This window comes from Mycobacterium sp. VKM Ac-1816D (assembly GCF_000416385.1).
GTDB classification, from domain to species: domain Bacteria; phylum Actinomycetota; class Actinomycetes; order Mycobacteriales; family Mycobacteriaceae; genus Mycobacterium; species Mycobacterium neoaurum_A.
In genome coordinates this window covers 275,612-289,416 of sequence record NZ_AOHQ01000144.1, presented here as the reverse complement: position 1 = coordinate 289,416, position 13,805 = coordinate 275,612, and the positions used below count along the sequence as shown (strand labels likewise).

Here is a 13,805-nt window from a genome sequence, read left to right as displayed (position 1 = left end):
TTATCCGGGGATGTCCACGCGCCGGACCGTCCCGTCGACGGCGTCGGCGGCCTCGATCTCACCGCGGGTGACGCCCAGCAGGAACAGCACCGTGTCCAGGTAGGGATGGCTCAGCGACGCGTCGGCGACCTCGCGCAATGCGGGCTTGGCATTGAACGCCACACCCAGACCGGCCGCGGACAGCATGTCGATATCGTTGGCGCCATCGCCTACGGCCACCGTCTGGGCCATCGGCACGCCGGCCTGCTCGGCGAAGTCACGCAGCGCCTTGGCCTTGCCGGGCCGGTCGATCACGGTGCCGACGACCCGACCGGTCAGCTTGCCATCGACGATCTCGAGCTCGTTGGCGGCGACGAAGTCCAGCTTGAGCTCGTGCGCCAGCGGATCGATGACCTGACGGAAACCGCCGGAGACGATGCCGCAGTGATACCCGAGTCTGCGCAGGGTGCGGATCGTGGTACGCGCCCCCGGGGTCAGCTCGATCTGTTCGGCGACATCGTCGAGCACCTCGGCAGGCAACCCGGCCAGCGTTGCCACCCGCTTGTGCAGTGACTCGGCGAAATCCAGTTCGCCGCGCATGGCCGCCTCGGTCACCTCGGCCACCGCGGCCTCCGCGCCTGCATGCGAGGCCAGCATCTCGATGACCTCACCCTGGATCAGGGTGGAATCGACATCGAAGACGATGAGGCGCTTGGTGCGCCGGGACAGGCTGTAGTCCTCCAACGCGATGTCCACACCGAGGTCGACAGCGGTGCGCGCCATCGCGTTCTGCAGTTCGGAATACACCGCGCCCGGCGGAACCGAGACACGCAGTTCCAGGCCGGTCACCGGGTAGTCCGAGACGCCTCGGATGAAGTCGATGTTGACCCCGAGGTCGGCGACCTCGCGAGCCACCACCCCGAACGCCTCGGCGGTGATCGGCCGACCGAGCACCACGATGGTGTGGGTGGAGGGCTCCACCATCACCGGCTTGTCGTCACTGCGCTCGATGGTGACGTCGAGTCCCACGCCGTGGATCGCGACGCGGATCTCGTCGGAGAACCGGGCCTCGTCGGCGACCGGGGTGTCCACCGAGACAAGGACGCCCAGTGTAAGCCGGTTGCGGATGACGACCTGCTCGACGTTCAACAGCTCGACACGGTGCCGGGAGAGCACCTCGAACAATGCTGACGTCACACCCGGCTGATCGACACCGGTGACGGTGATCAGCAGCGAGGAACGTCCGCGCGCAGCGTCGACTGACTGCGAGGCCGTCGGCACAATTACCTCCGTTGAAATGCCTCGGATCGGCTATCGGGTCAGCTGCGAACTTCTACGTCGTCGATCCGGGTGACATCACCGTCGTCGGGTCCGTGTGCCCGGCCGATGTGCGCCTCGGCGCGCATCCGCTCGACCATGTGCGGGTAGTGCAGCTCGAACGCGGGACGCTCCGACCGGATGCGCGGCAGCTCGGTGAAGTTGTGCCGCGGCGGCGGGCACGAGGTGGCCCACTCCAGCGAGTTGCCATAACCCCACGGGTCGTCGACCACGACGGGCTCGCCGTAGCGCCAGCTCTTGAAGACGTTCCAGACGAACGGCAGCGTCGAGATGCCGAGCACGAACGCACCGATGGTCGAGATGACGTTCAGCGTCGTGAAGCCGTCGCTGGGCAGGTAGTCCGCGTAGCGACGCGGCATGCCCTCGTCACCGACCCAGTGCTGCACCAGGAAGGTCAGGTGGAAGCCGATGAAGGTCAGCCAGAAGTGCAGCTTGCCGAGGCGCTCGTCGAGCAGCCGGCCCGTCATCTTCGGGAACCAGAAGTAGATGCCCGCGTAGGTGGCGAACACGATGGTGCCGAAGAGCACGTAGTGGAAGTGCGCGATGACGAAGTAGCTGTCGGTCACGTGGAAGTCCAGCGGCGGGCTGGCCAGCAGCACACCCGACAGACCACCGAGCAGGAAGGTGATCAGGAAGCCCACCGAGAACAGCATCGGCGTCTCGAAGGTCAGCTGTCCCTTCCACATGGTGCCGATCCAGTTGAAGAACTTGATGCCCGTCGGAACGGCGATCAGGAACGTCATGAAGGAGAAGAACGGAAGCAGCACCGCGCCGGTGGCGTACATGTGGTGTGCCCACACCGCGACCGACAGCGCCGCGATACCCAGCGTCGCGTAGATCAGGGTGGTGTAACCGAAGATCGGCTTGCGGCTGAAGACCGGGAAGATCTCCGAGACGATGCCGAAGGACGGCAGCGCGATGATGTACACCTCGGGGTGGCCGAAGAACCAGAACAGGTGCTGCCACAGCAACACACCACCGTTGGCCGGGTCGTAGATGTGCGCGCCGAGGTGACGGTCGGCGGCAAGGCCGAACAGCGCCGCGGTCAGCAGCGGGAAGGCCAGCAGCACCAGGATCGAGGTCACCAGGATGTTCCAGGTGAAGATCGGCATCCGGAACATGGTCATACCGGGGGCACGCATGCAGACCACGGTGGTGATCATGTTGACGGCACCGAGGATGGTGCCCAGACCACCGACGGCCAAGCCCATGATCCACAGGTCGCCACCGGCGCCCGGGGAGTGGATGGCGTCGGTCAGCGGGGAGTACGCGGTCCAGCCGAAGTCGGCGGCACCGCCGGGGGTGATGAAACCACCCATGGCGATCAGCGCGCCGAACAGGAACAACCAGAACGAGAAGGCGTTCAGCCGCGGGAAGGCGACGTCCGGCGCGCCGATCTGCAGCGGCAGCACCAGGTTCGCGAAACCGAACACAATCGGGGTTGCGTAGAACAGCAGCATCACCGTGCCGTGCATGGTGAACAGCTGGTTGAACTGCTCATTCGAGAGGAACTGCAGGCCCGGCATGGCGAGCTCGGTACGCATCAGCAGGGCCATCAGGCCGCCGACGAAGAAGAACATGAAGCAGACGACGCAGTACATCATGCCGATCAACTTGTGATCGGTCGTCGTGATCAGCTTGTAGATCAGGTTGCCCTTGGGCCCCATGCGCTCCGGGAACGGACGCCGTGCCTCGAGTTCTCCGATTGGGGGCGCTTCGGCTACCAACAGATCCTCCATAAAAAGTCGACGGGTCAGATCCCGGCACTGTTCTGTGGGTGATCTTATCCTCATCCCGGTCGGCTGCGACATGGGTGTCCTACAAAGTGTCGTATTCGCTTGTCGGAACCCTCCGAGCGCGGGATCCGCCGGACCCGTCGCCGACATTGATACCGTCGGCGGCGTGCTGTTCCCCTCTGCGCGCACAGGCCTGCTCGCCGCGGGTGCCGCCGCCACATTGGTCCTGCTGACCGGCTGCGGAGGCACCGAGCCCGCCCGCACCCCCGGCCCGGACGCCCCCATCACGAGCACGACGCGGATCGCCAGTGCCGGCGTACTCGGTAACCAACGCAAGCCGGACGAATCCTGCGCCGCCGAACCGGCCGGCACCGGACCCGGCGCCGTCGATGCCGCCCGCCCGGTGCGCAACGCCCCGCCGCAAGACGCCACGGCCCCGGCCGTACCGGCGGTCACCGAAGTGCGCGGGGATCCGCAACGGCTCCTCGCGCTCGCTCCGGGTCAGCTCGACGCGTTGTGCGCGCTCGGGCTGCAGGGCCGTGTGGTCGGCACCGCCGCGCCCCAGCCGTCCTATCTGGGTACCGTCCTGCACAACGCACCTGTCATCACCGACATGCAGGCCGCCCGCGCCGCCAACCCCGATCTGATCCTCGCCTCGGCCGGCCACAGCCTCGAAGGGTTCGACGCGCTCGGCGCGATCGCGCCGACGGTGTTCACCGGCACCGCGGCGGACTGGCAGGAGACCCTGCGGACGGTCGCCGCGGCATCAGGACGTTCCGGGGCCGCCGATGCGATCCTCGGCGAGTTCCGACGCACGGCCGAGGAGGCGGGCCGACGCATCGACGCCGGCCACTTCCAGGCCTCGATCGTGCAGTTCACCGAGAACACCGTGCGCGTCTATGGGGCCGCCAACTTCCCCGCCTCGGTGCTGGCCGCCGTGGGCGTCGACCGCCCTGCCGCACAACGATTCACCGACCGCCCGTACGTCGAGATCGATATCAGCGACCTCTCCGACGACACCGATCTGTCGGCCGCCGACGGCGATATCGTCTACCTGTCCTTCGACTCCGCGGCCGCTAAGGACGCGGCTCCGCGGGTACTCGACAGCGCCGCGTGGCGCAAGCTGTCGGCCAACCGGGACGACCGGGTGTTCGCGGTCAACAACGAGGTGTGGCAGACCGGGCAGGGTGTCGTCGCCGCGCGCGGCATCATCGACGACCTGCGCTGGCTCAATGCCCCCATCAACTAGTCTTGGCGACGTGTTCCACGTCCTCAACATCACCTATCTGAAACCGCTCGACGTCATCGACCAGAGCCGTCCGGCCCACCTGGAATGGTTGAAGGGCGAGGTCGAGGCAGGCCGGATTCTGCTGGCCGGCCGGCTGGAATCGCAGGACGGCGCGGTGCTCGTCGCCGCGGACATGTCGGCCGAGGAGGCCGACGCCATCGCCGCCGCCGACCCCTACACCCTGGCCGGCGTGGCCCGCTACGAGCGGGTCAGTTTCAACGCCGGATTCCGGGCACCCGGACTCTGACCGGATTCTTTTACCGAATTCACAGCCGGCGGCGGGACTAGACACGGCACCTGAGTCGTTGTGATTTTGCGAGGGCACTTCTCGGTGCCCGCTTGTGCTGAGTTCACTACTGTCGGGTGAAGATGCACGAATTCGCACGTGACCATACGAAAAGACGCATGTGAAGAGGATTATTCGATGACCACAACCGTTTCCGCCTACGCCGCCACCTCCGCGACAGATCCGCTGGCCAAGACCACCATCGAGCGCCGTGACGTCGGCCCGCACGATGTGGCCTTCGACATCAAGTTCGCCGGCATCTGTCACAGCGACATCCACACCGCCAAGGCCGAGTGGGGCACCCCCAGCTACCCGCTCGTCGTCGGTCACGAGATCGCCGGCGTCGTCACCGAGGTCGGCTCGGAGGTCACCAAGTACAAGGTCGGCGACCACGTCGGCGTCGGCTGCATGGTGAACTCCTGCCAGAACTGCGAGAACTGCGCGGCGGGCCTGGAGCAGTACTGCCTGGGCACCGGCATGATCGGCACCTACGGCGCCACCGACCGGGACGGCACCATCACCCAGGGTGGGTACAGCCAGGCCATCGTCGTCGACGAAAAGTTCGTCCTGCGCATCCCGGACAGCATTCCGCTGGACAAGGCCGCTCCCCTGCTGTGCGCGGGCATCACGCTGTTCTCCCCGCTGAAGCACTGGAACGCCGGCCCCGGCAAGGAGGTCGCAATCGTCGGACTCGGCGGCCTCGGCCACATGGGCGTCAAGCTGGCCCACGCGATGGGCGCCAAGGTGACCGTTCTCAGCCAGTCGCTCAAGAAGATGGAAGACGGCCTGCGACTCGGCGCCGACGAGTACTACGCGACCAGCGATCCCGACACCTTCAGCAAGCTGGCCGGCAAGTTCGATCTGATCCTGAACACCGTATCGGCCAATCTCGATCTCGGTCAGTACCTCTCGCTGCTCAAGATCGATGGCACGCTGGTCGAGCTGGGAGCGCCCGAGCATCCGCTCGAGGTGCCCTTCTTCCCGCTGGCAGGTGGCCGACGCAGCATCTCCGGCTCGATGATCGGCGGTATCCCGGAGACCCAGGAGATGCTCGATTTCTGCGCCGAACACGGCGTCACCCCGGAGATCGAGGTCATCGAGGCGTCCTACGTCAACGAGGCCTGGGACCGCGTGCTCTCCAGCGATGTGCGGTACCGGTTCGTGATCGACACCGCCACGATCTAGCACTCCCCCGAGCCGCCCCGCCGATGTCGTCATCGGCGGGGCGCTCGCTGTCTCCAGCGCGGTCCGGCCGCGCGAAATCACATGCTCAACATCAGGTTCCGGCCCGCCGGCCAGCGTGTCGCGACGGTCGCCGTCACGGGGACCGGCTGGAACTCCGCCGTTCGCACCGGCACGGCGGAGCCGATCACCGAACCGCGTGTCGGCCCGGCCGAGGTCTCCAGATCCAGGATCTGGCCCGGATCGCCGTAGATGCCGGCACACTCCGCGCCGCTGCATCGGCCGGTCAGCGGGTCGATCCGGCCGTCGAGGATGTCCTTCGCCCAGCCGTCGACGATCACCTGCGCCGCCGCCTGGTTCTGGGCCGTCGGGAAGCCCTGGTAGAGATGCGAGATGAACTGGATCAGCCAGGTGCCGCCATCCATCGAATCCAGGTGCTTGCCGTTCTCCAGCACGATGCCGTTGAACGTTCCGGGCCGGTGCGTGTTCAGGGCCTCGTCCACCCGGCGGGGCTCCTTGGGGGCACCGAGTTCCAAGACGGGGACATAGCTGCCGATGCTGTCCAGTTTGACCAGCGCATCGGAGAGCACACTGCCCTGCGGTGCCGCGTCGAGCAGGATCACCCCGGCCAGGTTACTGGTGTGCCCGCCGGCGGTGACGGCGTCGGCGTAGTAACCCGCGGCGCCCGCCACCAGATTGCCGCCGAGCGAGTGCCCCACCAAGGCGAACCGGTCCGGCAGGGCTGTCCCGGCACCATATCGCTCGGCAAACCCGGCGGCAATTGCACTGGCGGTCAAGGCTTCCCGGTCACCGAGAAACAGTGCGGCCGTGGCCCGCAGCGCCACGTCGCTGCCCAACCAGAATCCGTCCTCGACGTAGCGGTTCGAGGTCAATGTCGGCACCACGACGATGCTGTTGGTGCTCTCGGCCAAGTTCGCCGCCGTGTAGCTGTACATCGCACCGACACCGAGAAAGCCATGCTGCAGGTAGATGATCCGTTCCGGCGGCACATCACCCGCGGGGTAGTACCAGTGGGCGGGCACGGTGTGCTGGCCGTCGATCGCCAACGTCGAGGTCTTCACCGTGACCGTGCTGCCGCGCGGTGCGACCGGCGGTCCGGCGATGAATGTCACGGCCGCCCCGACGAAGTCGAAGACGAACGACGCGATGATGTCCAGTAGGGACCGCTGCGGTACCGCCGCTGCCGAACTCACCGTCGCGGAGGTGATGGCCGCCGCCGTCGATGCCGCCGCCGGCACCACGTTCGGGGTCCACACCTTCGCTGCGGGATCGGTGCCGTCACCATCGGATCGCACGACCGCGGATTCCACCACGACCGATTCGCCGGTGCCGGACCCTTCGGTGACCGCGGACGGGCCGTGCCCGACCTCGGAAGCGGCCGGGCTTTCCACGTCGACGTCGACGTCCGCGGGCTCCCCGGAGTCGATGACTCTGCCGCCCGCCCCCGATGGCTCGTACCCGCTCACGTTGTCGTCCACCAGGGCGTCGTCCACCAGGGCGTGGTCGTCCACCAGGGCGTCGTCGTCCACCAGGGCGTCGTCGTCCACCAGGGGATCGTCCTCGGCGTCGACGGCCGCGTCGTTGTCCAGCTCGCCATCGAGGTCGGCATCGCTATCGGTGCCGTCACCGGAATCGGTGTCGGTGTCCGATGCCTTCTCGGACGCGTCGCTGCCGGATACCGCTCGCGTACCACCCGCAGGTGTCCGGTCACCATCGGAGGAACTCGCAGACGAGTCCGACGAGGCGTCGCTTCCGGTGTCTGCGCTGGCCACGTCTGCTCCGGCGATCATTGCGGCGGACACCCCCGCTGCGACCACACCAGCACCCATCCACGCCGAAATGTGCGACATACTGCCTCCAAGAATGACTAGCTGGACACCCGTCAAGCTAGCCCTTTTTGACACCTGTGTAGACACTTCGCCGAAACTGTTCGCCCACGGTCGACGGTTCCCTCTCCGCCTCGATAGCCAGTCCCACCGAGCCGCCGTTTCGTCGCGCGCGTGCGACGATTTTCGGCGTGAACCGCGTCGTGCACCTGGTGTCCATGCTCGGGGTGATCGCGGTGCCCGTGTTCGGGTGGTTCACCCAGGACTGGTCCGGTGCGACGACGCTGGCGGTGTACTGGTTCGAGACGGTAGCCGCCACACTGTTCATCCTCGGCCGGATCGCACTGCACCAACGCTGGTCACCCAAGCGCGGTCACTTCGACTACAACGCACCCGGCAACGAGGACGGTCGTTACCGCTACACCGTCAACGGGCGGCGACGCAGGGGCCAACCGTTGTCGACCTACATGTCCAGCTTCGCGGTCATCAGCCTGAGCTTCTCCGCGGTGCACGGTGTCTTCCTGGGCGCGGTGCTGTTGCTGCTGAACCACAACGGTGTCGGGCACCTGGTACAGGTCGATTGGCGCAGCGTCGGTCTCGGCTGCCTGTCCGTGTTCGCCTTCATGGCGGTCGATTTCCTGGTGGATCTGACCCAGCTGCGCACCTGGCCGTTCCGACAGCTTGAGCAGATCGGCAGCCAAGTTCTCGGTCGCGTCATGGTCGTGCACATGACCCTGTTGATCGGGTTCGTCGCCATCGCCGTCACCGATGCACCGACCGCCTTCTTCGGGGTGTTCGTCGTCCTGAAGACCATGGCACAGTTGAGTGACGCACTGCCGCAGTGGAAACCCGCACGGCCACCCGCATGGCTCGGCAACATCCTCAATCGTCTCCCGAATGTGCACCCCGGCAAGAAGTTCGAGGACTTCTGGGCCGAGGAACAGACCGAGGAACGGCAGCGGGTCGCGGGTAACGAACGCCCGTGGCACCCGCACTCGTGACACGCCTGTTGCGAAGGTGCAGTGGAGCTTTGACTACGGCGAGAACAGCCGGCCACGCACGGCGGTCCGGAGAACGTCAGGGCGTCGAAGGACTCTGGCTGAAATCCGCCAGTGGCCAGCCCGCTGCTGCCAGTCGCGCCGCCACCCGCGCGACGTTCTCGGGCCCGGGGTCGTGATGGGTCTTCTGGGCGATGAACGCCTCGATCTCCTCGCGGGTGATCGGGTCGTCGTTATCGGCGGGCGCGGCAACCTCGGCGATGTTGCATACCACCTCTTTGATCTCGTCATCGGTCAGTGGTGTGCTGCGCAGCAATGCGAGTAGCGGCACGCGATCGGGGCCGGGAACGCCGTCGGGATAACCGGCGCGCAACCAGTTCAGCACTGACGCCATCAGCGATGAGACGCTCATTCGTCGAGTGTATCGGTGGCCCGTCGCAATGCCCGCACGACGCTGTTGCGGGCCAGTCCGATCTTGAACCCGTTCTGCGCCAGCGGCTCAGCACCGGCAATGAGCGCATCGGCCGCCGCACCGAAAGCGGTATCCGACGGCGATGTGCCGATCAGCTGTTGCTCGGCACCGGCCACGCGCCACGGTGCGGCGGCGACCCCGCCGAGCACCACGGCGGCCGCGGTGATCTTCCCTTCGACAAGATGCACTCCGGCGGCCACCGACACCAGGGCAAACGCGTAGCTGTGCCGGTCGCGCACCTTCAGGTACCAACTGTGCCGGGCATATGGCGACGGCGGGAGCTCCACACCGATGATCAATTCGCCTGCGCACACGACGTTGTCGCGTTCGGGGTGTTCCCCTGGCAGCAGGAAGAAGTCGGCGATCGCGATGGCCCGCCGGCCGTCGGTTCCCTGCACGTGCACCCGCGCATCGAGTGCCGCGAGCGCGACCGCCATATCGGAGGGGTGCACGGCCACGCACGCTGCGCTGGCCCCGAAGAGTGCATGCTCTCGGTTGAAACCCGTCCGCGCCGCGCACCCGCTGCCGGCAATCCGCTTGTTGCACTGGGTGAATGTCGCGTCCATGAAGTAAGGGCAGCGGGTACGTTGCATCAGATTGCCACCGACGGTGGCCATATTGCGGATCTGGGTGGTGGCGCCGGAGAGGATGGCCTGGGCGAGCATCGGATACGAACGCCGGATGAGCTGATGGTTGGCCACCGCACTGTTGGTCGCCCCGGCACCGATCAGCACGCCACCGGCCGCCGTGGAGGTGATCGAACGCAGATCCAGCCGGCCGATGTCGATCAGCAGCGGCGGTGACTCCACACCGAGTTTCATCAGATCGAGCAGGTTGGTGCCACCGGCGTAGTACCGGCCACCGTCGGCGCCCCGGCGCACCGCGTCGTCGACGGCGGTGGCGTGGGCAAAGTCGAAGGTCTTCACCGGGCAGCCTCCTTGATGGCGGCGAGAATGTTGGCGTAGGCACCACAGCGACAGATGTTGCCTGCCATCCGCTCCCGAATCTCGTCGTCGGACAGTTCTTTCGGCCCCTCGGCGAGGTTGCATCGGGCACCGGTGAAACTGGCCGCGGACAGATCCCCGCGCGCATGCTCACGCAGCAATGCACGCGCCGAGGTGATCTGGCCGGGCGTGCAGTAGCCGCATTGAAAGCCGTCATGGGTGATGAATGCCTGCTGCACACAATCCAATTCGTCGCCGGATTCGATGGTCTCGACGGTTGATCCGTCGATGGACACCGCAAGGGTAAGGCAGCTCAACACCCGCTCACCGTCGACGGTCACCGTGCAGGCACCGCACAGTCCGTGATCGCATCCCTTCTTGGTCCCGGTCAGACCCAAGTTCTCCCGCAACAGATCGAGCAGAGTGGTGCGGATATCGACGCACAGCTGCCGTGGCGTTCCATTGATCGTCAGGTCGAGCTCGGTCATGGCTGTGCCTCCAGGAGCGATTCCACCGTGATCGGCAGGTCGTGTATCCGTTTACCGGTGGCGTGATAGATGGCGTTGGCAATCGCGGCGGGTACCCCGCAGGTCCCGATCTCGCCGATTCCGCGCACCCCGACCGGATCGAGGCCGTAGTCCGGGGTGTCGATGAAGGTGATGTCGAAGTCCGGGATATCGGCGTGGGTCGGCACGTAGTACTCACCGAGCGGAACGCCCGAATTCTCGTCGAAGGGCACCTGCTCCAGCAGTGCCATGCCCAGGCCGAAGATGATGCCGCCCATCACCTGATTGGTCGCCAGCTTCGGATTGAGCACCCGCCCACAGTCCATCACGGCGGTCCATCGGGTGACGCTCGCTCGCCCGATCTCCTCGTCGACCTCGACCTCGCAGAAGTGCGCACCGAACGACTGGGACAGCGGACCCGTGTCGGCCGGTCCATCGCTGACGGCCGTGAAGCTCAGTCGGTCGGCCAGTCCCGGCGTGGCCGCGAGAACATCACGCAACTCGGCGGCGGACGTGACCGGACACCCGAGTCGCTGCCGCCACTGCCGCCCGGCGAGATCGACCGCGGAGCCGACGGTCGCGGTCGTCTGCGATGCTCCGCTGTAGGGGGCATCGGCGAAGGCCGAATCCCCTGACTCGAAACTCAGCGCATCCAGCGGCAACCCAGTCGCATCGGCAGCAATCTGCGTCATCACCGTACGCACCCCGGTACCGATCTCGTGAGTGGCGACCGCGAACCGGACCCGACCATCGTCGGTGGTCGTGACCCGGCAACCGGCAGGCATCCGCCGTCCCGGATAGCTTGCCGTAGCCATTCCCCAGCCGACCTGAACACCGTTGCGCCGCATCGCCCTTGGGACCGATGGCCTGTCCGCCCAGCCGAAGCGTTCCGCGCCCTGCAGATAGCAGTCGCGGAGATGTTTGCCCGACCACGGGCGACCGGTCGGCTGATCGGTGTCCGGGTCGTTGGACATCCGCAACGCCACCGGATCGACGCCGAGCTCGTCCGCCAGTTCGTCCATTGCGACTTCCAGCGCGAACAGGCCGGGCGCCTCCCCCGGTCCGCGCATGAAACACGGTGTCGGAGCGTTGATCCTGGCCACGGTATGCGAGACCGCCATGCGCGGTGAATGGTAGAGGAAACGCGCCGACAGACCGACGGGCTCGCAGAAGTGGGCCACCGTGGATGTCTCGGTGACCGTGTGCTGTTCGGTGCTCAGCAGCGTGCCGTCATCATCGGCCACCAGCGCCACGTGCTGTTCGGTGCGCGGGCGATGACCGGTGGAGGTGAACATCTGTCCGCGGGTCAGGACCAGCTTCACCGGGCGACCCACCTCCTTGGCGGCCACGGCACACAACACGACATGCATCCACAGAAAGCTCTTCGAACCGAACGCTCCGCCGACCAGCGGTGAGAGGATGCGGACCCGGTCTTCGTCGATGCCCAGATAGGCCGCCAGCGCCCGCCGCTCACCGGTGATCCACCGAGTGGCGTCGTACACGGTCAGGTCCTCGCCGTCCCACGACGCGATGGTGGCGGCGAGCTCTATCGGATAGTGGGTGTTGACCGGCGTGGTGAACCTTCCCGCCACCCGCACGCCGGAAGGTTCCACGGCCGACCCGCGGTGATCCTGCAGCTTCTCCTCGTCGAGTTTGACGAAGTGGTCGGGACGATATGTGCCGTGCCGGATCTGGCCGTCCTTCTGGTCGGGGGGCACCGGCTGCGCCATCACCGCGGCGGCGCTGAGCTGGGCCGGGGCGTCGCGATAGGTGAACTCCATCAGATCCGCGGCCGCGACGGCGTCTTGCATGGTTTCGGCCACCACGACCGCAAGATGCTGACCCACGTGTTGGACGGTGAGATCCGACAGCGGCGGACGCCGTTCCAGCGGCAGGTCCCAGGTGAGGTCCTCGGGCAGCACGTGCAGTGGCGGACAGTTCAGCGGTGTCAGGACGTACAGCACGCCGGGCGCCGCGGCCGCGCGGGCCGTGGCGGCCGCCACCGACTCGGCCGTCACGGTCGCGTGCGCCACCTCCGATTGCACCAGTACGGCGTACGCCAGATCGGAAACCGGGTGATCTGCGGTGTAACGCGCTGCCCCGGTGACCTTTTCGCGCCCCTCGACCCGGTCGATGGGGCGGCCGATCTGCGCGGTCACCGGTCCAGCGGATTGCTGCGCGGCACGATCAGCGGGTCGGCGGTCGTTCGGGGAAAGTCCGGCAGGTCGTCGATGTGGGTGTCGAACGCGGCGGCCAGCACCGAACGCGAATACGCGCTCACCGACGCCTTGTACCCGATATCTGCGGGGAACGGCTGATCGAAGAAGATCAGGAAGTGCCACTCATCGGCACCGATGTTCTCGATGTGGTGCGGGTACGCGCGCGGGATGAAGTAAACGTCACCGGCCGCCAGGTTCCAGGTGTCCAGTGTCCCATCGGGATTCATGATGGTCATCCGGGCCTCGCCACTCTGCACATAGCCCATCTCGGCGGTCACGGGATGCCAGTGCGGCTCGCGCATGCCATCCTCGCCGACGCGGAGCGAATACATCGAGATGTCCTTGAGCGCGGGCCAGAACTGGTCTCTGGCGAACCGGGCGTTGCCGTAGGCGTAGGTCAGCCCGGGTGGCTGAGCCTCGATGTCGAATCGGTGCGGATCCTTGAAGTAGGCACTCGGCGGAACATCGGGCTCCCCTGCCACTGCGGCGAGGGTGCGGTCCCGGGTGTCGCGATGGATCTTGGCGATATCTGCGGTCGGCAGATCGTAGGTGTTGCCCAGCACGGCATCGCTGAAGGCGCCCATGGTGGCCCCGAACCCGAAGTCCTCCGGTCGCTCGTTGCGGAAGGCGATGATGAACTCGCACGGCTCGGTGCCGATGTTTTCGATGTGATGCAGTGCGCCGGAATCGATGTGGAACATCTGTCCGGCCGTGACCACGAAACTGGCGAATCGGCTGCCGTTGTCCAGCACGGACACCAGCGCGGTACCGGCAACACAGTAGGTCAGTTCGTTGGCGTTGGCGTGCCAGTGCGGAGTGCGCATGACACCCGGGTTGAGCACCAGCCTCTTGATGGAGAGATTCTTCAGGATCGGAAAACTGTCGGCGGTCACGCGCTGGATCGATCCGAGTTCACTGCGTTCGACATCATCGCTGCCGAGCAGCGAGATGCGGTGGGTGTTGCGGCACGGTGCGGTGGTCATGAATGTCAGCATGCTCCTCGCCGGCGG

12 protein-coding genes are annotated in these 13,805 nt (G+C 66.4%); 4 read left to right on the top strand and 8 right to left on the bottom strand.

The genetic code is table 11. From position 1 onward, the window contains the following. Together serB and ctaD are read right to left on the bottom strand one after the other, a co-directional pair. The gene (gene serB / locus G154_RS23200) at window positions 1-1,260 is read right to left on the bottom strand and encodes a phosphoserine phosphatase SerB (protein WP_019513617.1); all 1,260 of its coding nucleotides are present in this window, start codon (window positions 1,258-1,260) and stop codon (window positions 1-3) included. Between the two features lie 38 nt (window positions 1,261-1,298). Further along, complete coding sequence (ctaD, locus tag G154_RS23195; RefSeq protein WP_036480509.1) at window positions 1,299-3,044, bottom strand: cytochrome c oxidase subunit I; 1,746 nt, start codon at window positions 3,042-3,044, stop codon at window positions 1,299-1,301. 175 nt (window positions 3,045-3,219) lie between these two features. Here ctaD and G154_RS23190 point away from each other — a divergent pair, with 175 nt between their 5' ends. From G154_RS23190 to G154_RS23180, 3 genes are all read left to right on the top strand, one after another. Then, on the top strand, window positions 3,220-4,302 hold the full coding sequence (locus tag G154_RS23190) for an ABC transporter substrate-binding protein (protein ID WP_019513619.1): 1,083 nt from the start codon (window positions 3,220-3,222) through the stop codon (window positions 4,300-4,302). Between the two features lie 10 nt (window positions 4,303-4,312). Continuing rightward, the gene (locus G154_RS23185) at window positions 4,313-4,588 is read left to right on the top strand and encodes a YciI family protein (protein ID WP_019513620.1); all 276 of its coding nucleotides are present in this window, start codon (window positions 4,313-4,315) and stop codon (window positions 4,586-4,588) included. A gap of 177 nt (window positions 4,589-4,765) precedes the next feature. Next, window positions 4,766-5,812, top strand: coding sequence for an NAD(P)-dependent alcohol dehydrogenase (locus G154_RS23180; protein ID WP_019513621.1), 1,047 nt, complete (start codon window positions 4,766-4,768; stop codon window positions 5,810-5,812). A gap of 77 nt (window positions 5,813-5,889) precedes the next feature. On the opposite strand, the gene G154_RS23175 is transcribed toward G154_RS23180, so the two are convergent. Next, a complete protein-coding gene (locus G154_RS23175) occupies window positions 5,890-7,680 on the bottom strand; it encodes a hypothetical protein (RefSeq protein WP_023985546.1) in 1,791 nt (596 codons plus the stop codon). Window positions 7,681-7,847: 167 nt separating this feature from the next. Here G154_RS23175 and G154_RS23170 point away from each other — a divergent pair, with 167 nt between their 5' ends. Then, window positions 7,848-8,657, top strand: a complete 810-nt coding sequence (locus G154_RS23170; protein WP_019514580.1) for a DUF6498-containing protein — start codon at window positions 7,848-7,850, stop codon at window positions 8,655-8,657. Window positions 8,658-8,733: 76 nt separating this feature from the next. Here G154_RS23170 and G154_RS23165 read toward each other — a convergent pair whose 3' ends face one another. The 5 genes from G154_RS23165 to G154_RS23145 are packed head-to-tail and all read right to left on the bottom strand — an operon-like array spanning window position 8,734 to window position 13,778. Further along, window positions 8,734-9,066, bottom strand: a complete 333-nt coding sequence (locus G154_RS23165; protein WP_019514579.1) for a DUF3349 domain-containing protein — start codon at window positions 9,064-9,066, stop codon at window positions 8,734-8,736. Next, complete coding sequence (locus G154_RS23160; protein ID WP_019514578.1) at window positions 9,063-10,052, bottom strand: xanthine dehydrogenase family protein subunit M; 990 nt, start codon at window positions 10,050-10,052, stop codon at window positions 9,063-9,065. Before G154_RS23160 ends, G154_RS23165 begins: the two co-directional genes overlap by 4 nt. Continuing rightward, a complete protein-coding gene (locus G154_RS23155) occupies window positions 10,049-10,558 on the bottom strand; it encodes a (2Fe-2S)-binding protein (RefSeq protein ID WP_019514577.1) in 510 nt (169 codons plus the stop codon). Before G154_RS23155 ends, G154_RS23160 begins: the two co-directional genes overlap by 4 nt. Next, entirely contained in the window at window positions 10,555-12,735 is a 2,181-nt protein-coding gene (locus G154_RS23150) for a xanthine dehydrogenase family protein molybdopterin-binding subunit (RefSeq protein WP_019514576.1), read from the bottom strand. The genes G154_RS23155 and G154_RS23150 overlap by 4 nt, the downstream gene beginning before the upstream one ends. Beyond that, window positions 12,732-13,778 carry a cupin domain-containing protein gene (locus G154_RS23145; protein ID WP_023985544.1) on the bottom strand — a complete coding sequence of 349 codons (1,047 nt, stop codon included), beginning with the start codon at window positions 13,776-13,778 and terminating at the stop codon, window positions 12,732-12,734. Before G154_RS23145 ends, G154_RS23150 begins: the two co-directional genes overlap by 4 nt. Between the last annotated feature and the right edge of the window lie 27 nt (window positions 13,779-13,805).